At 47.3% G+C, this 21,061-nt stretch carries 22 protein-coding genes; 15 read left to right on the top strand and 7 right to left on the bottom strand.

The features are described 5' to 3' along the window. Positions 1-97: 97 nt before the first annotated feature. From H70357_RS19560 to H70357_RS19540, 5 genes are all read right to left on the bottom strand, one after another. The gene (locus H70357_RS19560) at positions 98-2,638 is read right to left on the bottom strand and encodes an ABC transporter permease (RefSeq protein ID WP_038592991.1); all 2,541 of its coding nucleotides are present in this window, start codon (positions 2,636-2,638) and stop codon (positions 98-100) included. Then, positions 2,635-3,312, bottom strand: a complete 678-nt coding sequence (locus H70357_RS19555) for an ABC transporter ATP-binding protein (protein ID WP_038592989.1) — start codon at positions 3,310-3,312, stop codon at positions 2,635-2,637. Before H70357_RS19555 ends, H70357_RS19560 begins: the two co-directional genes overlap by 4 nt. Positions 3,313-3,421: 109 nt before the next feature. Then, positions 3,422-4,339, bottom strand: coding sequence for a sensor histidine kinase (locus H70357_RS19550; RefSeq protein WP_038600007.1), 918 nt, complete (start codon positions 4,337-4,339; stop codon positions 3,422-3,424). After that, positions 4,336-5,013: a response regulator transcription factor gene (locus H70357_RS19545; protein ID WP_038592987.1), complete on the bottom strand. Its 678-nt coding sequence runs from the start codon at positions 5,011-5,013 to the stop codon at positions 4,336-4,338. The genes H70357_RS19550 and H70357_RS19545 overlap by 4 nt, the downstream gene beginning before the upstream one ends. A 569-nt stretch (positions 5,014-5,582) precedes the next feature. Then, on the bottom strand, positions 5,583-6,323 hold the full coding sequence (locus H70357_RS19540; protein WP_038592985.1) for a hypothetical protein: 741 nt from the start codon (positions 6,321-6,323) through the stop codon (positions 5,583-5,585). 240 nt (positions 6,324-6,563) lie between these two features. On the opposite strand from H70357_RS19540, the gene H70357_RS19535 reads away from it, so the two are divergent. Together H70357_RS19535 and H70357_RS19530 are read left to right on the top strand one after the other, a co-directional pair. Continuing rightward, positions 6,564-7,115 carry a TetR/AcrR family transcriptional regulator gene (locus tag H70357_RS19535; protein WP_231578286.1) on the top strand — a complete coding sequence of 184 codons (552 nt, stop codon included), beginning with the start codon at positions 6,564-6,566 and terminating at the stop codon, positions 7,113-7,115. Further along, on the top strand, positions 7,116-7,493 hold the full coding sequence (locus H70357_RS19530) for a DMT family transporter (protein ID WP_038592983.1): 378 nt from the start codon (positions 7,116-7,118) through the stop codon (positions 7,491-7,493). A 416-nt stretch (positions 7,494-7,909) separates the two neighbouring features. On the opposite strand, the gene H70357_RS19525 is transcribed toward H70357_RS19530, so the two are convergent. Further along, positions 7,910-8,248: a L,D-transpeptidase gene (locus H70357_RS19525; RefSeq protein WP_038592981.1), complete on the bottom strand. Its 339-nt coding sequence runs from the start codon at positions 8,246-8,248 to the stop codon at positions 7,910-7,912. A 175-nt stretch (positions 8,249-8,423) separates the two neighbouring features. Next, a complete protein-coding gene (lexA, locus tag H70357_RS19520; RefSeq protein ID WP_038592979.1) occupies positions 8,424-9,050 on the bottom strand; it encodes a transcriptional repressor LexA in 627 nt (208 codons plus the stop codon). Between the two features lie 293 nt (positions 9,051-9,343). Here lexA and H70357_RS19515 point away from each other — a divergent pair, with 293 nt between their 5' ends. The 13 genes from H70357_RS19515 (at position 9,344) to H70357_RS19455 (ending at position 21,061) form a co-directional block, all read left to right on the top strand. Beyond that, positions 9,344-9,757: a LysM peptidoglycan-binding domain-containing protein gene (locus H70357_RS19515; RefSeq protein ID WP_038592976.1), complete on the top strand. Its 414-nt coding sequence runs from the start codon at positions 9,344-9,346 to the stop codon at positions 9,755-9,757. Positions 9,758-9,867: 110 nt separating this feature from the next. Then, positions 9,868-10,077 carry a DUF896 domain-containing protein gene (locus H70357_RS19510; protein WP_038592973.1) on the top strand — a complete coding sequence of 70 codons (210 nt, stop codon included), beginning with the start codon at positions 9,868-9,870 and terminating at the stop codon, positions 10,075-10,077. A gap of 50 nt (positions 10,078-10,127) precedes the next feature. After that, positions 10,128-10,655: a hypothetical protein gene (locus H70357_RS19505; protein ID WP_038592970.1), complete on the top strand. Its 528-nt coding sequence runs from the start codon at positions 10,128-10,130 to the stop codon at positions 10,653-10,655. Between the two features lie 35 nt (positions 10,656-10,690). Continuing rightward, positions 10,691-11,476 carry an HAD family hydrolase gene (locus H70357_RS19500; protein WP_038592967.1) on the top strand — a complete coding sequence of 262 codons (786 nt, stop codon included), beginning with the start codon at positions 10,691-10,693 and terminating at the stop codon, positions 11,474-11,476. Between the two features lie 236 nt (positions 11,477-11,712). Further along, positions 11,713-12,135, top strand: coding sequence for a FixH family protein (locus H70357_RS19495; protein ID WP_052092139.1), 423 nt, complete (start codon positions 11,713-11,715; stop codon positions 12,133-12,135). A gap of 179 nt (positions 12,136-12,314) precedes the next feature. Beyond that, entirely contained in the window at positions 12,315-15,692 is a 3,378-nt protein-coding gene (gene metH, locus H70357_RS19490; protein WP_442950476.1) for a methionine synthase, read from the top strand. 205 nt (positions 15,693-15,897) lie between these two features. Further along, positions 15,898-16,860: a ribonuclease Z gene (rnz, locus tag H70357_RS19485; protein ID WP_038592962.1), complete on the top strand. Its 963-nt coding sequence runs from the start codon at positions 15,898-15,900 to the stop codon at positions 16,858-16,860. A gap of 249 nt (positions 16,861-17,109) precedes the next feature. Further along, complete coding sequence (locus H70357_RS19480; protein WP_038592959.1) at positions 17,110-17,898, top strand: HAD-IIA family hydrolase; 789 nt, start codon at positions 17,110-17,112, stop codon at positions 17,896-17,898. 47 nt (positions 17,899-17,945) lie between these two features. Continuing rightward, complete coding sequence (locus H70357_RS19475; protein ID WP_038592956.1) at positions 17,946-18,761, top strand: Fpg/Nei family DNA glycosylase; 816 nt, start codon at positions 17,946-17,948, stop codon at positions 18,759-18,761. Next, on the top strand, positions 18,751-19,614 hold the full coding sequence (locus H70357_RS19470; protein ID WP_038592953.1) for a deoxyribonuclease IV: 864 nt from the start codon (positions 18,751-18,753) through the stop codon (positions 19,612-19,614). The genes H70357_RS19475 and H70357_RS19470 overlap by 11 nt, the downstream gene beginning before the upstream one ends. Beyond that, positions 19,611-19,955: a cyclic-phosphate processing receiver domain-containing protein gene (locus H70357_RS19465; RefSeq protein ID WP_038592951.1), complete on the top strand. Its 345-nt coding sequence runs from the start codon at positions 19,611-19,613 to the stop codon at positions 19,953-19,955. Before H70357_RS19470 ends, H70357_RS19465 begins: the two co-directional genes overlap by 4 nt. Further along, on the top strand, positions 19,952-20,284 hold the full coding sequence (locus H70357_RS19460) for a thioredoxin family protein (RefSeq protein ID WP_231578285.1): 333 nt from the start codon (positions 19,952-19,954) through the stop codon (positions 20,282-20,284). The genes H70357_RS19465 and H70357_RS19460 overlap by 4 nt, the downstream gene beginning before the upstream one ends. Further along, positions 20,285-21,061 carry an ABC transporter ATP-binding protein gene (locus tag H70357_RS19455; protein ID WP_038592948.1) on the top strand — a complete coding sequence of 259 codons (777 nt, stop codon included), beginning with the start codon at positions 20,285-20,287 and terminating at the stop codon, positions 21,059-21,061.

The following is a 21,061-nucleotide window of genomic DNA, read 5'->3' as shown; positions in this document are numbered from 1 at the left end:
TATTTCACCTATCCTCTCATTTGGCTAATACAGTTTATGAGAGTGAATGATAGATTGTTTGTATTAAGATAAAAAAATAATAAGAGAAATTAGCTAGTTATTCAGCTGTCCGAAGCCGTTCCACAATACTTTTCCTGCCGCTCAGAGAATAGCTGGTGAGTGGAATACAGATTCCAAGTAATAATAGAATAGGCAGTACAGCGAGCAAGGGCCAGATAATGAATTTATAACTCATAAACCACATTAAATGAGTGAAGGGTTTTGCAATCAAGAGTGAGGATAAACTTCCTAATAAGATTGTGCATACACTGGTACCAAGCACATAGTATAGTCCTTCATAGATAAGCATTGTTTTCAATTGTTTATTGGTCATACCAATGCTTTGCAAGATGGCAAATTCCTGGCGTCGGGTCAAAATACTAGTTAATATCGCATTAGCAAAATTCAGCACACCAATTAAACCAATAATTAAGCTAAGTGTTCCGCCAATCACTACTACTGTATTTTGCATACCTGTGAATTCATTCATTACAATAGATTTGGATCTGTAATGCATCGTCAGTTCAGTAGTTTCAGTGTACTTCTTCAAAAAGCTTTCCATCGTGTCCTCGTGACCGCTGGATACATTAAAGGCGTAACTCATCACAGCAGGCTGATGCACAAGTGATTTATAGATATCCGCAGGCAGGTAGAAGCTAGCGTAGGATGCGGCACTTGTACCAGAATTCGTGCTTTTCATGCTTACATGACCAAGTACGGTGAATTCATGACTGGTATATTCTTGAGCCTGGGGATTATTGACTGAACCCATATAGTTATGAAGGGTTACCTTATCACCCACTTGATATTCAGTGTATTCCATCTCAGGCTTGTTATTATCATCCGCCGGCACTCCTTCCAGAATGTACTTTCCTGAAGCGAGCTTGTTAAAATCCAGCTCGCCATCAACCAACTGCAGCCGGTGAAGAGGTAATTCTTCCAATCCATAAGCCACTGTAGGTAAGTTGCCGCGAGCATCTGCTTCATACCCCTCACTATTGTCCTTATGCTCGATAGTGAGTACATCACTGCCACTATACAAGCGGCCGCCTTCTTTAAAACCTGGTTGTGCCTGTACGGCTTGAATATAACTTTCCGTGGTCGCGTTATCAGAACCGGTGAAGTGTTCTTGAAAATATTCAGCATGCCCCATAAGAAAGTCAGTATCATTAAATTTTGATAAGTATTTGTCCATGTCCATACTCTGAGATAACGTGAATGTAGTATTCAGGAGGATCAGACTTAAAGAAAGGCTGATCACCACCAGAGCTGTCCGCTTCTTATTGCGCCCTAGGTTGGCACGAGCCATGAGAGGCATTTTAGCGCCATTGGTTGACTTCCTCAGGTGGGCGCCACTCGTTCTCTTAGCACTTCCATCTGTGTATCTTACAGCCTCGACAGGAGAAACATTCGCGGCAATTCTGCCTGGTTTTAACGTACTGATGATGACGGTAATAACTGCGAACAGAGCGGAACCGATAAAAATCCATGGGCTCGGGGATACAGATATCTCAGCATTTGCGTGCATTGATCTTTCCGTAAGTAAAGGTACAAGTGATTTCCCGACAACAAAACCTATGAGTAAGCCGATAGGGACCCCGAGCAAGGAGAGGAATAATGCCTGCCTGCGAATGATCCGGCGGATTTGCCTACTGCTTGTTCCGATAGTCTTTAGAAGTCCGTAGAAGCGGATATCGCGCATGACTGATATCTGGAATATGTTATAAATAATCAAGTAGCCGGTCAACATTATCAACAGGAGAGCGGCAGTTAGTGCAAGGATGGTTCCCGTGTCCATGGCGAAATTAGTGGAGAGATATGACCAGTTAACATTACCGTCGAGATAGTTCGATGCATTTTTATCAAGGGAAAAACCGCTTTCCGTTATCACTTTGTCAAGTTTTCCCCGGAGATCAAAGCTGTTATCGAATTTTAACAGAGCATTGATAACTCCGGTTTGATCAAAGTCCTGCTTATATGTACTGCGCAATTCTTCGGAATTGGCATCTACATAAGCTCTGGAAGCAAAGATTTGCCCCACGTTAAACACGGGGTCACTTTTCCACCAGCCTGAGAGCACAAAGTCACGCTGAACCTCTTTGCCATGTATCTCAAGCTTCAGGATTAATGGTGTCCCCACTTTCAGGGGAACGTCTAGTAACTCCGCAGTCTTGGAGTCCATGATGACTTCATTTTCTGCTACCGGATTATGCCCGCCTTCAAGCTCAATAAATCCGAATTTCAGACCAATATCGTCATAATACCAAAACTCCGCATGACGCTTTAACAATTCCCCGTTTGTTACTTTTTTGCTTAGTAAGCGGTCATAAGCCAGCTCCTTAATAAGAGGGTGGTCCTTGATCTGATTAAATTCCTCCTCGTTTAGATATTTGAGTGAGGCATGACCATCTCCGCCTGCCTGCCGCATCATTGCCCGCTGCAGGCTTTCCGCCGTGCCGAGTCCCATAGTGAACAGGGTGGTAAATAACAACGAGGTTAAGGCGATAGCGATAATCGCTATGATGTTGCGGGTTTTATTCGCCTTCAAAATATTAGTCGATAGATTACGGATTGCTTTATTACTATTGACTTTGATCATCTGTTGCCACCGCTAACCATTTTACCGTCCTCAATGCGGATAATACGGTCGGCCATTTGGGCAATTTCCTCGTTGTGTGTTATCATTACGATCGTTTGGCCGAACTGTTGGCTGGAAACCTTTATAAGTCCCATAACATCAAGGCTAGTTTTGCTGTCCAGGTTGCCGGTTGGTTCGTCGGCCAAAATAATAGCCGGTTTCGACGCCAGCGCTCTGGCAATGGCTACCCGTTGCTGCTGTCCCCCGGAGAGATTACTTGGCAGATTGTATAATTTGTTTTCAAGCCCCAATATATTCACAATTTTAGACAAATAGGCTTGGTCAGGCTGTTTTCCGTCCAGTTCAATAGGCAGCACAATATTCTCGGATACGTTCAGGACCGGCACCAAATTATAATTCTGGAATACAAAGCCCATCTTCCGTCTGCGGAAAATGGTCAATTCCTCATCTTTCAACAAGGTAATATTTTTGCCATCGACCGTGACTTCTCCGCTGGTTGGCCGGTCCAGTCCTCCAAGCATATGCAGCAGGGTAGACTTGCCGCTTCCGGATGTACCTATAATCGCGACAAACTCCCCGTTTTCCACCTTTAGGTTCACCCCGTCTAATGCATGAACCGCAGTATCTCCGCTACCATAAATTTTTTTTAGATCCTTGGTTTCTAATACTTGCAAGTTGTTCTCCTCCCACACCAAAAAATGTATGTACTTAGTTCTCTACAGTACATACAATAGCTTACTAATCTTTCTACATTCTTTCTGAAATCTAACAGTGTTGAAAGAATTATTGATCCATAGGAAGAAAAATGGAGAAAGTAGATCCTCTTTCCGGATGCGAAGATACCTTGATATAACCTCCTTCAGCCGCGATGATTTCCCTTGCCAAAAAGAGGCCAATGCCCACACCTTCTTGCGTGTTAACAGCAGGAGAGCGATAAAAACGCATGAATATTTTACCCTGCTCCTCTTCCGCAATGCCTATACCATTATCGGTAATATTAATTCGGCAAAACAATTCAAAAACATCTACACTAATGGAAATGCTTCCGTTGGTTTTTGTATACTTCACAGCATTATCCAAGATATTGTAGACAGCTTCGACCGTCCATTTTAGATCGAACCAAGCCAGCGCTGCTGTACATTTTCTAACAACCGTGATTTCTTTACCGTTCGCCTTTGGCATAATTTGCTCCAACGCAGCATCCATCAGCTCTTGGACGGAGCCTTGCTTTGGGATTAGCTTGATAATCCCCGTTTCCAGGCGTGATGTCTTCATCAAGGCGTGAATCAGGAAATGAAGCTTCTCAGCTTGTGTTGACAGGGCCTTTACACAAGTAGAACCATCTTGAGGTAATTCGTATTCACTGAGAATTTGAGAATATAGCAAGATATTCGAGATAGGTGTTTTCGTTTGATGCGCAATATCGGATATGAGTTCGCTTATTTTATTCTTTTCCGCAAGTAAATTTTTAGAAGATACAGAACAAAGCGCTAGAAAATGGGCGAGCTTTGCTTCTAACGCAGATATAACGGATTCGTCAAAAACCTTCTCTGAAAAATTGCCGTCAATCGCAGTATCAATCATGTTCTCAAATGTTTTTATTGTTTTGTCGATGTTTTTGCGGTATAGCATAATCGCAGCAGCTGCTGCTATAAGTGCAGTAACGGCAATTCCAATACATATATAGTTCAAGATTGTCATTTTATAGCCCATGTATAACCGATCCCATAGACGGTTTTGATATAACAAGGAGCGGAGGGGTTCTCTTCGAGTTTATCACGCAGCCTTTTTATCGTCACAGACAGGGCATTTTCACCTACATATTCAGCTCCATCTGTCCAGATGCTGTCCACCAGACGATCGCGGGAAACGGTAATTCCCCGATTGTCAATCAAGATACGAAGTAGCCTTTGCTCGGTTTTGCTAAGCTCGACCGGATTACCATTGTTCAAAAATTTCATCTTATCAAATGAAAAGTAGAAATCGTCAACTTGAATGGTGTCGGGGTGCGGGTGTCTGGCTTTTTTTAGTTGAACTCCTACTCTGGCCCTTAATACCATAAGACTAAAAGGCTTAGTGATATAATCATCGGCACCCAGCTCAAAGCCAGTGACAATATCCGTTTCCAGATCATGAACAGTTAGAACGATGACTGGCATCGTTGTTGATTTGCGTATGTAAGTTAAAAGATCCAGCCCGCTTCCATCCGGCAAATTAACATCTAGAATTACTAAATCAAAGGCAGTAGTTTTTAATTGTTCTTTTGCAGAGGTAATGTCATGCTTTTGCATGATGGTTATATGTGGCCCTTTGAGTGCAATGACAATACCATCGCTCAAGGCGATATCATCCTCAACTATTAATATGTTATTCATTATTTTTACTCCGATCCTGTCAGTTTACTTAGCGCGATAACTAAAAAAATGTTTAGCCGGGTGTTATTAATCTACGCATTAACATCTCCCAAGAAAAGTATAAAGCAGATCTGGTAGGAGATGATGAAATGGCAGAAACATAGGGTGGGATTGATGGCCTTAATTGGTGTCTGGTAACTAATGTTTTTGATAATAATATAACACTTGAAGAATTGTTTGTAGAAACAGCACCACTGGGTGTGCAAAACTATCAATTGATCATTGAGAAAATAGTTCACCATCCTTTGACGAACAATACCCCGTCAGTGATTATAATGACGGGGTATTGATGTCTATGGTTTAAGTTTTTCCCAGACAAGTGCCGCAAGTAAATATGGATTTTATGGAGCAAATGAAACATTTTGCACAATATATCGAATTACGAAGAACGCAATAATGAACAGGGAGGCGAATCCAAGTAAAAAGGAAACGATAGCTTTATCTGAACGCGTGAGTTTACTCATTGCGATCACTCCTAGTTAATATTTAGTAGATTATACAATTAATCGGTGTACATCACAAACTCCTTGTTAATTTACTTGGACGAACTGCTCAACGAATTGTTGCCGTTCTCTTTTGTTGAAGTGTGGCTTGCTAACTTTCTCTCTCCATATTTCATTGGAAGCCAGTGTACTGAAGTCCACGTTATAAAATCGCTCGATTTCTCCTTGCGTGAGAGCTACGGAATAGATTTTCCCATCGTATGGAATCACCATGTCAATCGAAGCAGCTCCGGGGAATTGCGCGAATAATCGGCTTGTTTCTTCCATAAGCAGTTTGTTTATTTGGTCGCCTGTAGAAAAGTAATCGATGTAATCTTCTTTTGTAATGCCGGAGGTTGGGTTCGCTTCTTTATATGCTTGGTAGGTCTCAAAAAAAGTAACCGTTATATTGTCTGTCCCGACGTTTACATCTTTTATAAAAGTTTTACCTGTAAGATTGGCAGTGTAAGCCAGCACCTCATCAGCAGATAAAGGTACTTGATCAGCAGACGTTGCTTGAGTGGGGTTGACAGTTCGTTCGGCTGAGGGTGAAGGGGGTGGGGCAGTTGTAGGTTCTGCTGTAGCCTTAGACGTTGGTTCTGTTGCTGGAGATGGACTTGATTCAGTGGTTGGCTTGGCAGTAACCATCGGTGTTGCTAGCGCCGTAATCGAAGCAGTAGGATCATCTGACTTGTCCTCGTTCCCGGTGGTTACCAACCCTATGATGCCGGCGGCTATTAAAACCACCCAGAACCACCAGATTTTATAGAATGGTTTGTTCTTTTTCATCTTTTTCCTCCCGCCTGTAAGGGTGAATTCCTGTATAACTTTAGGATAGCCCATTCATTCACCTTACATAAGTGATCTTCAAACTATATATGGTATTTATTACCCGTTTTGTGGGCATTGCAAGCGTATGGCGTATTCTCTTTATTTTATTTTCTGCTTGCGGAAAAGCCAGGTTATTTATACTTATATTGGTTTGACAAAAAACCGTCCAGACGGTACAGTTGAAATCGGGGTGATAAGGTGACTATACATAACAACAGCTCCAAGAAAAAAATGATTTTGCAAGCGGCCTCCTCCATTGTTCGTGATCAAGGGGTGGAACACTTAACTCTGGAAGCTGTGGCCAAAGCGGCTAACGTTAGCAAAGGCGGTTTACTGTATCACTTTCCTAACAAGGAGCAACTGGTTTCCGGTATGGTGGATGAGCTGACCCGAAACTTTACGGAAGATGTTCAGAGCCGTGTAGAGCATGACCAGCAACAAGCTGGTAAATGGAGCAGGGCATACATTGAATCTACTTTTTATGGTTTTGGAGAAGGCAGTGACATGAACTCGGTGCTGGCAGCAGCTTTATTTACGAATCCCGGCTTGTTGACAAACATACAGGAGAAATATGCTGAATGGCAACATAATTTTGAAAATGACGGTGTGGATCCACTGTGGGCAACCATTGCCCGACTGGCGACCGACGGACTCTGGTTTGCGGAAAAGTTTGGACTGGCACCGCCAGATCTGGAGTTAAAAGAACGCATTTACAAAGAATTGATGGACGGAGTAAAGGAGGAGAAGTAAGTGCCGTATCTGTTTTTGGCGATATCCATTGCCAGCGAACTTGTAGGAACTTCGATGCTCAAAGCATCGCAAGGATTCACCAAAATAATCCCTGTAATCGTAATGCTGATTAGTTTCATTTGCTCGTTCTTCTTTTTGTCGTTGTCATTGAAGGCTATTCCATTAAATACGGCCTATGCAATTTGGTCTGGAATCGGAGCGGTAGCTACAGTTCTGATCTCAGTACTGATCTGGAAAGAAAAAATAAATACAGGCAGCGTAATAGGAATAACCTTAATCGTCATTGGTGTGATTGTGCTGAATTTGCTGGGACCTGGACATGGTTCTTCTGATGAGGCTGCCGAAACACAACAAACCAGCCTTTCCGATAGAGCCTAAGCCGAAGCTGTTGAAATAAAGATCATATACAATTTGTTCCATACAACAGTATGATGACGAAATAACTGTACCCTGCCAGAACGGTGGGGTATTTTCATATTCAAGAATACAGGGGAGTGAGTGAAAGTTGTCTGTGCATCGAGGTAATTTTTTCATTAATGGAATTGGCGTATTTAGCGTATTGATGTGGCTCATATCGGTTGTAGCTTGTATTTACGCATTCGTACTGTTGGTTAAACTTGCCAGGAGAGGAATAATAGCTTTGGATTTGTACATATATGCTAAAAATCGTGAAATACGCGACCGGTATGAATCAGCAGACAGGAAGGACCAATATTAAGCACTATGAAAAACACCCTCGATCATTTTTTTGTGATCCTTTGGGTGTTTTTGCTTTTTGTCTGACCACCATACTGTTACTCCCTTATTGTAACCCGTGTTCCAATAGGTACGATTGCTGCAAGGGCCAGCACATCCTCATTGTACATGCGGATACAGCCATGGGAGACCATATGTCCGATGGAGGAAGGGTCATTCGTTCCATGAATGCCGTAATGTGGTTTGGATAGACCCATCCAGAATGCACCGAAGGGTCCGCCAGGCTTGGGCTGTTTGTTAATGATAGTGTATTCTCCCGCCGGTGAAACGGTAAGTATGGTGCCAATACCGACAGGGAACCCTCGGGTAACGATGTTATTGTCAAGCAAATATAGCATGCGCTGCGACAGATCAACAATAATCCGATAATTAGGCATAGGTTCAGCACTCCTTTGATATCAGAATATGTGCGGAGTGCTGTTGCTGTTCAAAGGAAATGTTATATGAGATAAATAGAACAAATGTTCGCAATGAGTAAAATGACCATTTGAAAAGGGGAAAGGGCTGCTTCACTTGAAAAAGCGAAGCAGCCCTTAAATATGAACAAAAATATTAATGGATATCGCGGAAGAGACCGATAACTCGTCCCAAAATCGTAACGCGGTTAAGACGGAGGGGTTCATAAGCCGGATTCTCCGGCTGTAGACGAATGTGGTCACGTTCTTTGTAGAATGTCTTGACTGTAGCTTCGTCTTCTTCGGTCATGGCAACGACGATATCGCCATTGTCAGCAGTCTGTTGCTGGCGGACAATTACGTAGTCACCATTCATAATACCTGCTTCCACCATGCTGTCACCGAGAACGGAGAGCATAAATACCTTGTTGTCCCCCACATAGTGGGAAGGTAGTGGGAAGTAATCTTCGATATTCTCCGTTGCGGTAATCGGCACCCCGGCGGTGACCTTACCTACGACAGGAATACGGGTAACCGTCTGTACGAATTGATGTACATTCTCGGAATCTTCCTGGCCGAGCAGCTCAATTGCACGCGGTTTCGTAGGGTCGCGGCGGATAAGGCCTTTCTTCTCAAGCCGGTCCAGATGGCCGTGCACTGTGGAGCTTGAGGCCAAGCCTACAGCTTCACCGATTTCCCGGACGGACGGAGGATAACCCTTGCTACGGACTTCGTTACGTATAAATTCCAGGATCGCCAGTTGACGACTCGAAATCTTTGACATCGGAATCAACCCCATATAGTATGTTTGGGAAAATTATAACATAGAACTTCCGTTCGTACAAACATAAGTTCTAACAATCTGAGATTAATAGTGGAAATAGTAGCTTTTTACCATATTAGTATCTAATAACGGCTTGGAAATGGCGGGAAAAGGCAAAGCCGGTGCTGGAAACTGGCACATTTATGGATACGGAAAAAAAGCGAACAATTGTTCTAAAAATTCTATTGATCAAAACACATGTTCGTGTTATATTATTTTCGAAAGTAAGAACAAGTGTTTGGAGGACGATAACAATGTTAAAATACAGTACATACCGCAGCATCTACGAAGAGGCCGGTGAAGTTGAATCTACTAGAGGACAATCTGCTTCTAATCATATGAATGAAATGAAACAATCCGCCGCCGCTTTATTTGCAGCGATCTTAGGATTATGCCGTAAAGAATATCTCGTGAAGCTTGTGCTGGTCTTTATGCTTGTTGTATCCGGATTTACAGTTGTTGGTAATGTTTTTGCAAGTTCAGCATCATTAGTGAAGCAGGAGAAACGGGTAGTAGTTGAACGCGGAGACACGCTCTGGAGTATCGCCCTTAAGAACAAACCAGCGGGTATGAAGACGGTCGTATATATAGAAGGAATTAAAAAAACAAGCGGTTTGAAGAACGGGAACATTCAGGCCGGAGATATACTGACATTGCCTGTGTATTAACTTCATCATAAGCAGTATAGACTGACGTAAAGAGCTTTCAGGGGGCAGACCTTGACAAGCTCTTTTTCTCATGGCAAAGTTAGAATGAATTTATAGGGGAGGGGAAAGCATTGAATATTGACGAATTGGTCGCACGCATCAATGAACTGGCACGCAAACAGAAGAATGGCGGCCTGAGTGAAGAGGAATTGGCTGAACGGGCCAAGCTCCGCGAGATTTATCTGGGCAACATCCGCAGCAACTTCCGGGCCCAGCTCGATACCATTGAAATCGTGGATAATGATGAGCATGAACAAGGCAACAAGGGACTCAAACATTAGTCCAGTGTGTCTTTTTCATAGATATTACAGGATGACTAGGGGGAACTGACATGGCCCGTTCTTGGGAAAGAATGGTTCAACGCAACACACAGCAGGTCAACAAGCAAAGAAAGAAGCAGGGCAAGGATTCCATTTATGCTTCTTCGTCAAAATCAGCTGCGAAAAACAGTGATATCTTTAAGGGCCGCAACATTGTATTTCCTGTTGTTCTAATGCTGCTTGGAATTATGTTCTGGGTGGTAGGCTCGATCGACGAGGCCAGAGGCAGCGGCATCCTTGCCAATTGGCTGGGCGTCGTTCTTTACTTTGCGCTGGCGGCACTTCTATTCTTCCGGCGTCCGTATCTGAAGGTTGAGCGCAACAGAGTGTCTACGATTAAGTATAACCGTGAACGCTGGCTGCAGGCGGGAGATATTGAGAAGATCACATTGTCCCGTGGAGTGGTTGTGCTTAAATATAAGGGCAAGCGCAAACAGTGGATTTTCTCCAAGCTGATTAACCGGTATAACACTGAGGCCATGGGTGTACGCCTGGAGGAGTTCGGCAAAGCCAATAATATCGAAGTAGTACACGAGTAGGAAGATATAACAGCATAGGGAGAGGGAGAAGTCTAATGCCAATTACCGCCGTACTATTTGATCTTGACGATACATTGCTCTGGGATGAACGGAGTGTTGAAGAAGCCTTCCGCAATGCATGTGAAGCTGCAGGTGACTCCATTGATCCTAAAGAGCTTGAAGTTGCCGTTCGCAGGGAAGCCAGGAATCTTTATGAGACTTATGAGACGTTCCCTTTCACAAAGATGATCGGGATTAATCCTTATGAAGCACTTTGGTCCAATTTCTCAGCTGGAGAACAACCGGAGTTCCGTAAGCTCCAGCAGTTGGCTCCTGTATACCGTAAAGAGTCGTGGCGGCGTGGTCTGGCCTCCCTCGGTGTCGAAGATGAGGTGCTTGCCGAAACGCTGGCAGACAGGTTTGCTGCCGAGCGCCGTAGCCTGCCTTACATGTATGAAGAGACGTTACAGGTGCTTGATGCGCTCCGTGGTAAAGTGAAGCTGCTGCTGCTCACGAATGGTTGCCCGTCACTGCAGCAGGAGAAGCTCGACGGAGTGCCGGAGCTTATCCACTATTTTGATCATGTAGTCATCTCAGGCAGCTTTGGCAAAGGAAAGCCGGACAAGGATATCTTCCTGCATGCTCTTTCGCTGCTGGATGTAACCCCTGAACAAGGGATGATGGTCGGCGACAAACTCACGACGGATATTAAGGGCGGCTTGGCCGCTGGCTTGACTACTGTCTGGATTAACCGTACTGGCAAATTACCAAATCCTGAGATTCAGCCGGATTATAGAATCGGCCATCTCTCTGAGCTCCTCCCCCTGGTACAATCGCTATAGTGTAACCTTTGTGAAGCCGGTATCCCCTAATGGGATGCTGGCTTTTTTGCGCTCAAAGCAAGAGGTTGGTCAATTATAGGGAGAGAATCCATCTGTAAATGACTAACTTCACGAAAAAGGCGTGAAAGTTTAAGCAATCTTCTAAAATTGCGAATATGTTGTGTATAATAGTAAAAGAATGCAACCGCAAGCTGGAAATATCATTATAAATTCTACCTTGGTCGGGAGGACTCCGGATGATGAAACCCAAGAAGCTGATTGCTCTTTTTACGATTGCGGCGATGTCAATGATTGTAAGCTGTTCAGGTAATAATGGAGAATCAAGCCATATGCATGACGGATCAGAGCACTCTATGGAACCGATTCACGTCGAGCTGAGCTGGAATCCGGGGGACGTGTCGGTAAATCAAAAGGTAGTTTTTGAGGCTGTGGTTACCCAGGGCAGTGAAGCTGTGGATGATGCGAAGGCGGTGCTTTTTGAGATTGTGAATAAAAATAATGAAGAAGACAAGCAGGAGCTTGAAGGCAAGCTCTCCGGCAACGGTACATATAAAGCTGAGTCGATCCTGATGAAGGAAGGCAACTATGATGTGACTTCGCATGTAACAGCTAGAACACAGCACTCTATGCCGACTAAAGAACTTACAGTGCAGCCATAATGAAATAGAGATAGAGGCTGGCTATAAAGAAAAACTATTATGCAGAGTGGAAAGGAAGGCTTTTCGATTCCGCTTTATTCTGCTAAACTTACTCTAATGTTTTACTGGGGGGATATGAAGTGGCTAAATACACACTTGCTGAAAGCTTGCAGCAGCGGATACTGATTTTAGACGGAGCAATGGGCACGATGATTCAACAGGTGCCACTTACCGGTGAAGATTTTGGCGGGGATGAGCTGGATGGCTGTAATGAGATGCTTGTGCTCACCCGTCCGGAGGTTATACAGACTATTCATGAACAATATCTTGAAGCAGGCGCAGATCTGATCGAGACGAATACCTTCGGCGCAACCTCGGTTGTGCTTGCCGAATACGATATCCCTCAGCGGGCCCGGGAGATTAACCTGGAAGCTGCGAGGCTGGCCAGAAATGCTGTTGAAAAGATTGAAACGCCCGATCACCCGCGTTACGTAATCGGGGCGATGGGTCCGACAACAAAAACGCTTTCGGTCACCGGAGGCGTAACATTCCAGGAGCTGGTGGATAGCTACGAGGAGCAGGCTATAGCGCTGATTGACGGCAAAGTGGATGCCCTGCTGCTGGAAACTTCCCAGGATACTTTGAATGTGAAAGCCGGAAGCATCGGCATCCGCAACGCCTTTGAGAAGGCAGGCATCACTTTGCCAGTCATGATCTCGGGTACTATCGAACCGATGGGCACGACGCTCGCTGGACAGAATATTGAGGCGTTCTATATCTCGCTGGAGCATCTGAAGCCGATCTCCATCGGGCTGAACTGTGCAACCGGACCCGAGTTTATGCGCGATCATATCCGGTCGCTCTCGGCAATTTCTTCGGCAGCAGTTAGCTGCTATCCCAATGCCGGGTTACCGGATGAGAACGGGAACTATCATGAGTCACCGGATTCGCTTGCCCGCAAGCTGGCAGGTTTTGCCGAGAAGGGCTGGCTGAATATTGCCGGCGGGTGCTGCGGAACGACACCGGATCATATCCGGGCGATGGCAGAGACACTAGCGGCTTATCCGCCGCGCCAGCTGGAGGGAAGTCATCCGCCGGCATTGTCAGGCATTGAGCCTGTTTACGTTGAGAGTGACAACCGTCCTTATATGGTAGGTGAGCGTACGAATGTACTCGGCTCGCGGAAATTCAAGCGGCTGATCGTGGAAGGGAAATACGAGGAAGCCTCGGAGATTGCCCGGGCACAGGTCAAGAGTGGAGCTCAGGTCATTGACGTCTGCGTACAGGATCCGGACCGCGATGAGATCGAGGACATCAAGCTGTTTCTGGAGCTGGTAGTCAAAAAGGTGAAGGTTCCATTGATGATCGATACAACCGATCCCAAGGTTATTGATCTGGCGCTGCAATATTGCCAGGGTAAAGCGATTATTAACTCCATTAACCTTGAAGATGGTGAAGAAAAATTCGAACTGGTTACACCGCTGATTCATAAATACGGGGCTGCGATTGTCGTAGGCACGATTGATGAATCCGGACAGGCCATTAAAGCGGAAGACAAGCTGGAGGTTGCCAAACGCTCCTATGATCTGCTGGTGAACAAATATGGGCTGGCGGCTGAGGACCTGATATTTGATACACTCGTGTTCCCTGTTGGTACAGGGGATGAGCAGTATATCGGCTCTGCTAAGGAGACCATCGACGGTATCCGCATGATTAAGGAAGCCCTGCCTTCCGTGCATACGATACTGGGGATCAGTAACGTTTCCTTTGGACTGCCGGAAGCGGGCCGCGAGGTGCTGAACTCGGTCTTCCTGTATGAATGCACGAAGGCCGGACTGGACTATGCCATCGTGAACACGGAGAAGGTAGAGCGTTATGCTTCCATCCCGGAAGAAGAGCGCCATCTGGCTGAGCAGCTGATTTACAATACGAATGATGAGACTCTGTCTGCCTTCGTTGCTGCGTTCCGTGAGAAAAAGGTTGAGAAGAAAGAGAAGATCTCCAATCTTTCGCTGGAAGAACGGCTCGCTTCCTATGTGGTTGAAGGAACGAAGGAAGGGCTGATACCTGATCTTAACGAAGCGCTGACCAAAAGTGGTCCGCTGGAAATCATCAACGGGCCGCTTATGGCTGGAATGTCCGAGGTGGGCCGGTTATTTAACAACAATGAGCTGATTGTCGCTGAAGTGCTGCAAAGCGCTGAAGTAATGAAGGCCTCTGTCGGCCATCTGGAGCAGTTTATGCAGAAGGACGAGACATCGGTGAAAGGCAAGATTATGCTAGCCACCGTCAAAGGGGATGTCCATGATATCGGTAAGAACCTTGTGGAGATCATTCTCTCCAACAATGGTTACCAGATCGTTAATCTGGGTATAAAAGTACCACCTGAAAATATCATTGAAGCTTTCCGCCGGGAGAAGGCCGATGCGATCGGCCTATCCGGCCTGCTCGTCAAGTCGGCGCAGCAGATGGTCCTGACTGCCCAGGATTTGCGCTCAGCAGGTATTGATGTGCCGATCATGGTAGGCGGTGCCGCGTTGACCCGTAAATTCACTAAAAATCGTATCCGGCCTGAATATGACGGCCTGGTACTGTACGCTAAAGATGCGATGGATGGTCTGGATATCGCTAACCGGCTGATGAATCCGCTGGAGCGGGCCAAGATTGAAGAAGAGGTCCGCCTTGAAGCGGAGGCGGCGGTTGCGGTGGCACCGCAGCAGGAGCTTCCGGTGCTGACCCGGGCCGTCCGGTCCAAGATTTCAGCAGATGCACCTGTATTCATTCCGCCGGACGTAGAGCGCCATGTGCTGCGCGGCTATCCGCTAGGTCATATCATTCCATATGTGAATATGCAGATGCTGCTGGGCCATCACCTGGGATTACGCGGTTCGGTGGAAGCACAGCTTGCCGCCGGGGATGCCCGCACCGTTGAATTGAAGGAGACAGTGGATGACATCCTGCATCACGCGATGCTGGAGGGCACCATTAAGCCTCATGCCATGTATCAATTTTTCCCGGCACAGTCCCAGGGTAACGATATACTGATCTATAACCCGCAGAACACTGCAGAGGTTCTGCATACCTTTACTTTCCCGCGGCAGAATGTCGAGCCGTTTCTCTGTCTTGCCGACTTCCTGAAGCCAGTGGAGAGCGGAATTATGGATTATGTCGGGTTCCTGGTCGTTACCGCCGGTCACGGTGTCCGTGAATTGTCGACTGAACTGAAAGAGAAGGGGGATTACCTCCGTTCCCATGCTTTGCAGGCAGTGGCGCTTGAGGTTGCTGAAGGGCTTGCTGAGCGTGTTCATCACATGATGCGGGATACCTGGGGCTTCCCGGATCCTGCAGATATGACGATGAAGCAGAGACATGGTGCGCGGTACCAGGGGATCCGCGTTTCCTTCGGATATCCGGCCTGCCCGGATCTGGAGGATCAAGGGCCGCTGTTCAAGCTGCTTATGCCTGAGGATATCGGTGTCCATCTTACCGAAGGCTTCATGATGGAGCCGGAGGCGTCAGTATCAGCGATGGTCTTCGCCCATCCAGAAGCGCAGTATTTCAACGTAGAGAAGCTGTAAGCTTCCCAATCCCCATGGACTGGTCTGAAGGTGGAAATCCTACTAAGCGGAACCTCCCGTAATCGGGAGGTTTTTTGCTGGGAACGAAGCTGGAGCGGAAGAAATGCAGAGAAAGATGATTTCATTTCGTAAAAGAGGTAGAATGCATTTCATAGGTGTAAGGAAGATGTTTTTGTCTTTACAGAAAAAAGAGAGGAGGATTATTATGGAGGTTTATTTTCTGGGCACTAATGCAGGTGTGCCGACCCTACAGCGCAATGTTACCTCAATTGCCCTAAGACTGCTTGAGGAACGGCGCAGTTTCTGGATGTTTGACTGTGGAGAAGCCACTCAGCACCAGGTCTTGCGTTCTCCACTGCGGCTGGGTAAGCTGGAGAAGCTGTTTATTACCCATCTGCACGGTGATCACCTGTTTGGCTTACCGGGTCTGCTGTCGAGCCGCGGATATCAGGGTGGAACTGCTCCGCTAACTGTATATGGTCCACCGGGCCTGAAGGCTTTTCTGGACATTTCATTATCCGTCAGCCAGTCCCGTATTCCATATAAGCTTGATATTGTAGAGCATACCGGAGGTCTCGTGTTTGAAGACGACAGCTTTAAGGTGGAGGCTGGCCTGCTGGAGCACCGGATTGACAGCTACGGTTACAGGGTAACAGAGAAAGACAGTCCGGGAAGTCTCAATACAGAACTGCTTCGAAGCTATGGGTTGAAGCCGGGGCCGCTTTACGGCAAGCTGAAGAAAGGTGAAGATGTCGTTACCGATGAAGGGACGCTCATTCGCGCTGCAGATGTGGTCAACGAGCCGAAAAAAGGACGCATCGTGACTATTCTGGGCGACACACGGCCTTGTAAGGGAAGTCTACCGCTGGCACAGGGTGCTGATCTTATCGTACATGAGGCAACCTTCGCCCATGAACTGGCGGATATGGCCTATCAATATCATCACAGCACTGCCCGGCAGGCGGCTATGCTTGCCCATGAAGCGGAAGGACGGGAACTGTTACTGACACACTTCAGCTCACGTTATATTTCGCAGGAAGAGCTTGCTCCACTGCTGGAAGAGGCGCAGGCGATCTTCCCGAATACACTGCTCGCAGAAGAGTTCTGCACCTTTCCGGTGTATCGGCGAAACTCCCTGAAGCCAGCGGGAAATGGCCCGGGGAATTAAATTATTTTCCGGGAAAGCGCAGGAAATGACACTGTACTGCCATAAAAAGACCAACAGGACAGCGGTTCGCTATCGTTCGACGATGTATGTTAAATTTTAAAGATTAGACTCGTTAAAACAGCACGAAGCAATAGAGAAAATGCCGAACAGTTGCGGGTTTGTCTGCTATTGCTGCGGTTCATTTAATGTTAATTAATTGAGTGATTTATTAATTGCATTAATTAATATTCTGGGGATGGAGGGAGCGGTATGAAAGATATCGGAGGTTTGCTGATTGATCTTGACGGGACATTATTTCACGGAGGCGTGATGATTCCCGGCGCTGACAGACTGATAGCAGGACTGCGCTCAGCGGGAATCCCCTTTCTGTTTGTAACAAACAATTCGTCACGGACAGCGGCGGCTGTCGCCGCACATCTGAACGGGATGGGCATTGAAGCCAAGGCGGAAGAGGTCTGCACTTCCTCAATGGCTGCAGCACGTTATGTTGCCGAGGAATCACCAAAGGCAAGGGTGGCGATACTTGGGGAAGAGGGATTGATTGAAGCTTGTACAGCTGCAGGATTGTTAATTGTGACGGAGAAACCGGAGTATGTGGTGCAAGGGATTTACCGCTCTTTTACATATGATTCACTGGCGCAGGCTTCCCGCTGGATTCAGGAAGGTGCGAAATTTGTGCTGACGAACCCGGATTTGATGCTGCCTTCCGATGATGGGGTCATGCCGGGAGCGGGATCACTGGGGGCGGCGATTGAAGCCGCAAGCGGTGTGTCCCCCGTAGTCATCGGCAAACCGGAATCGCACCTGGTCACCTATGCAACTGCACTGCTGGGAATTAAACCAGAGACGGCTGTAGTTGTCGGGGATAATATGCGGACTGACATTTCGGCCGGGGTAAAAGCCGGCTGCCGGACGATATTGGTGCTTACCGGCCTGACTACAGCGGACAATTTTGAACATTATCAACAAATAACAGGCGTAACACCAGATGAAATTTATGCTGATTTAGCTGAACTTATGGCAAGGCTCGGTGTATAATGTCAATGTTGTGATTGCTTTACCAACCTAGAAGGGACGATGTGAATATGCCGGAACTGCCGGAAATGGAGAATTACCGAAAGCTGCTAAGCCAGCATCTTATAAATGTTCCAATTACGGGTGTAACTGTGAATAGAGAAAAAACAATAAATATGGACACTGAAGCCTTTGTCAACGCACTGGTAGGTGCGCGCATTGTGTTTGTAGAACGCCGTGCCAAGCATATTCTGTTCCACCTTCACGATGGCCGCAGGCTGCTGCTGCATTTAATGCTCGGCGGATTGCTTTACTATGGAACAGAGGAAGAACGTCCGGATCGCAGTACACAGGTGGAATTGGCCTTCGGCGAGCACATCCTATACTTTATGGGTCTGCGGCTCGGATACCTTCATCTGTTGTCGGTTAAGGAAAGCGAAGCGGCAATGGGCAAGCTGGGTCCTGAGCTTCTGGACCGCAGAATGACTGCGGAGCGTTTCGCAGGACTGCTGAAGGGACGCCGCGGCGCACTTAAGAGCCTGCTCGTAAACCAGCAGGTTATGGCCGGCATCGGCAACTGCTACGCCGATGAAATTGCTTTTGAGGCAAGGCTGCTGCCCTCGGTATTGGTTCAGAATCTATCACCCGAGGCGATTACACGCTTGTATGACAGTATCCGCAAGGTACTGACGGAGGCAACGGAAATCGGCGGCTATATGGAGATGCCGTTTATGGCCGGCGATACAGTTACCGGCTCTTACAATGACCAGTGCAAGGTATATGACCGGGAAGGCGAACCATGCCTGCGCGGCGGGGGAACGATAATTAAGACGGAGCAATCCGGGCGTAAAGTGTTCTATTGCCCGGATTGCCAGCATGAAGAATAGCCCCAAAATCGGGGCTCATGTCAGCATTCGCGGCGGATACGGGCGTGCGGCCCGGTTCGCCTGGGAGAGCGGTGCGGCATGTTTTCAATATTTTCCGAAGAATCCGCGCAGTCTGAAGCTGAAGCCGGTGGACAGGCGGGATGCCGAGGACTGCGCTGCCTTCTGCAGGGAGAAGGGAATCGTGTCTATCGCGCATACTCCTTACCCGACGAATATGGCGGCCGGTACCAATGGTGCGGCTTCCCGAGAGATCATGGTGGCGTCGCTGCTGAATGATCTGGAAATCGCGGAGGCCTGCGGTTCGCTGGGGATAGTCGTGCATTTCGGACATTTTGCCGGAATAGAGCCGTTACAAGGCTATCAAAATATTATACAATGTATGAATGACACACTGGTCGCCTGGAATGGCCGGACCAAACTGCTGATTGAGAATCAGGCCGGGAATCATGGCAATGAAGGCATGACGCTGGAAGAGCTGGTTAAGGTACGCGAGCTTAGCCGCTTTCCGGAGAAGATCGGATTTTGTTTTGATACCTGTCATGCTTTTGCATCGGGGATCTGGAATCCGCAGCATACGGAGGAACTGCTGGAACGGGGGGCTGCGCTGAATTACTGGCCGCATCTCGTTGCCGTACATCTGAATGATTCCCTTTATCCCTATGGGCTGCGCCGGGACAGGCACGCGCCGATCGGACAAGGCCATATTGGTGCAGAGAATCTGCGGAAGCTGCTGACCTCAGAGCATTTCCGTCACATGGCAGTTGCCTTGGAAACCGGAAAGGGGCCGGACGGCACCCACCGCCAGGAGATTGCTGCCGTGCTGGCCTGGTATGAAGCGGAGGACAGACCGTGATAAATATTTATATGGATGATCTAAGAAAGCTGCCTTCCGGCTTCACACTGGCCCGGACAACGGAAGAATGTCTGCTGCTCTTGCGTGAATGCGAGGTCGGTATCCTGTCGCTGGATTATGATATGGGGCCGGAAGATTACAACGGGGCTGAAGTGGCCAGACGAATCGTGCTGGAAGGCTTGTATCCCCGGGAGATCTATCTGCATACCTCAAGTGCAGCTGGCCGCAAAGAAATGTATGAGCTGTTGTATGCTGCAAGACCTGAGGGAAGCGTACTGCATTATGGACCGATCACAGCTGAGAAGCTAATGGAAATTGCTGCAGGAGCGGGATGCATATGACTGAAATTACTGAAATGAATCAATCCGAGCTGCTGGGTTTGCTGGAGCAGAGGCGTGAACCGCTTGCTGTTTTTCTGTATACCCCGCTTTGCGGGACCTGTAAGGCTGCCCGGCGGATGCTGGAGGTAGCGGCTCATCTGCTGCCCCAAGATTTGATAATGGCTGGCGGGAATGTGAACATGCTTCCGGAGCTCGTGAACCTCTACCGTATTTCAAGTGTCCCTGCACTGCTGGTGGTCCCGGCGGACCGCTGCTCTGAACCGGAGATTCATTATGCAATGGGTTCTGTAGAACAAGTGCTGGAATACATAAGGAGAGTGACCTCATAAATGATATCTTTACAACATCTTACCCTTAGACGGGAGCAAAGCCAGATTCTTGACGATGTGTCGCTGGAAATGAAGCAAGGCGAAAACTGGGTTATTCTTGGACGGAACGGTTCCGGTAAAACAACCATTCTGGAGATGATGACTGGTTATTTGTTTCCAAGCAGCGGATCCGTTGAGGTACTGGGCTATAAATACGGCCAGTGCGATCTGCGTGAAGTGCGCAAGGAAATCGGCTATATCGGCCCGTCACTGATGGAAAAGCTGTCGCTCACCGACCCCGTGTGGGAAGTGGTAGCTACCGGTGCTTATGCTTATCTGCGATTTTATCAGGCGATTCCACAATCTGTTCAGGATCAGGCGAAAAGGCTGCTTGAAGAGATGAACCTCGGAGATATGGCCTATCATCCGTTTGGCACCTTGTCCCAAGGAGAACGCAAAAAGGCGATGCTGGCCCGCTGCCTGATGGCCGAGCCGAAGCTGCTGATTATGGATGAACCCTGCGCTGGCCTTGATCTTTACGAGCGGGAGAAAATGCTCGCCGAGATCGACAAGCTGAAGCAGCGTGATGTATCCGTAGTTTACGTTACACATCATGTGGAAGAGATTGTGCCGCTCTTTACCCATGTGGCGCTGATCCGTGACGGAAAGCTGGCAGGCTCCGGCCCCAAAGAAGAAGTATTAACCAAAGAAATGATCTTGGCTACTTTTGATATTCCCGTAGAAGTTGAATGGGATAGCGGTCGTCCCTGGATTAAAATCAGACCTGGAGGCAAATGA

Source organism: Paenibacillus sp. FSL H7-0357 (assembly GCF_000758525.1).
GTDB lineage: Bacteria > Bacillota > Bacilli > Paenibacillales > Paenibacillaceae > Paenibacillus_AQ.
Note: the sequence above shows the minus strand (reverse complement) of the source record. Positions and strands in the feature narration are given on the sequence as shown.

Bases quoted from the DNA above. Each gene is read 5' to 3' on its own strand.
- H70357_RS19560 (WP_038592991.1), bottom strand. From the start codon at position 2,638: ATGATCAAAGTCAATAGTAATAAAGCAATCCGTAATCTATCGACTAAT.
- H70357_RS19550 (WP_038600007.1), bottom strand. From the start codon at position 4,339: ATGACAATCTTGAACTATATATGTATTGGAATTGCCGTTACTGCACTT.
- H70357_RS19545 (WP_038592987.1), bottom strand. From the start codon at position 5,013: ATGAATAACATATTAATAGTTGAGGATGATATCGCCTTGAGCGATGGT.
- H70357_RS19540 (WP_038592985.1), bottom strand. From the start codon at position 6,323: ATGAAAAAGAACAAACCATTCTATAAAATCTGGTGGTTCTGGGTGGTT.
- H70357_RS19525 (WP_038592981.1), bottom strand. From the start codon at position 8,248: ATGCCTAATTATCGGATTATTGTTGATCTGTCGCAGCGCATGCTATAT.
- lexA (WP_038592979.1), bottom strand. From the start codon at position 9,050: ATGTCAAAGATTTCGAGTCGTCAACTGGCGATCCTGGAATTTATACGT.
- H70357_RS19515 (WP_038592976.1), top strand. From the start codon at position 9,344: ATGTTAAAATACAGTACATACCGCAGCATCTACGAAGAGGCCGGTGAA.
- H70357_RS19505 (WP_038592970.1), top strand. From the start codon at position 10,128: ATGGCCCGTTCTTGGGAAAGAATGGTTCAACGCAACACACAGCAGGTC.
- H70357_RS19500 (WP_038592967.1), top strand. From the start codon at position 10,691: ATGCCAATTACCGCCGTACTATTTGATCTTGACGATACATTGCTCTGG.
- H70357_RS19495 (WP_052092139.1), top strand. From the start codon at position 11,713: ATGATGAAACCCAAGAAGCTGATTGCTCTTTTTACGATTGCGGCGATG.
- metH (WP_442950476.1), top strand. From the start codon at position 12,315: ATGGGCACGATGATTCAACAGGTGCCACTTACCGGTGAAGATTTTGGC.
- rnz (WP_038592962.1), top strand. From the start codon at position 15,898: ATGGAGGTTTATTTTCTGGGCACTAATGCAGGTGTGCCGACCCTACAG.
- H70357_RS19480 (WP_038592959.1), top strand. From the start codon at position 17,110: ATGAAAGATATCGGAGGTTTGCTGATTGATCTTGACGGGACATTATTT.
- H70357_RS19475 (WP_038592956.1), top strand. From the start codon at position 17,946: ATGCCGGAACTGCCGGAAATGGAGAATTACCGAAAGCTGCTAAGCCAG.
- H70357_RS19470 (WP_038592953.1), top strand. From the start codon at position 18,751: ATGAAGAATAGCCCCAAAATCGGGGCTCATGTCAGCATTCGCGGCGGA.
- H70357_RS19460 (WP_231578285.1), top strand. From the start codon at position 19,952: ATGACTGAAATTACTGAAATGAATCAATCCGAGCTGCTGGGTTTGCTG.
- H70357_RS19455 (WP_038592948.1), top strand. From the start codon at position 20,285: ATGATATCTTTACAACATCTTACCCTTAGACGGGAGCAAAGCCAGATT.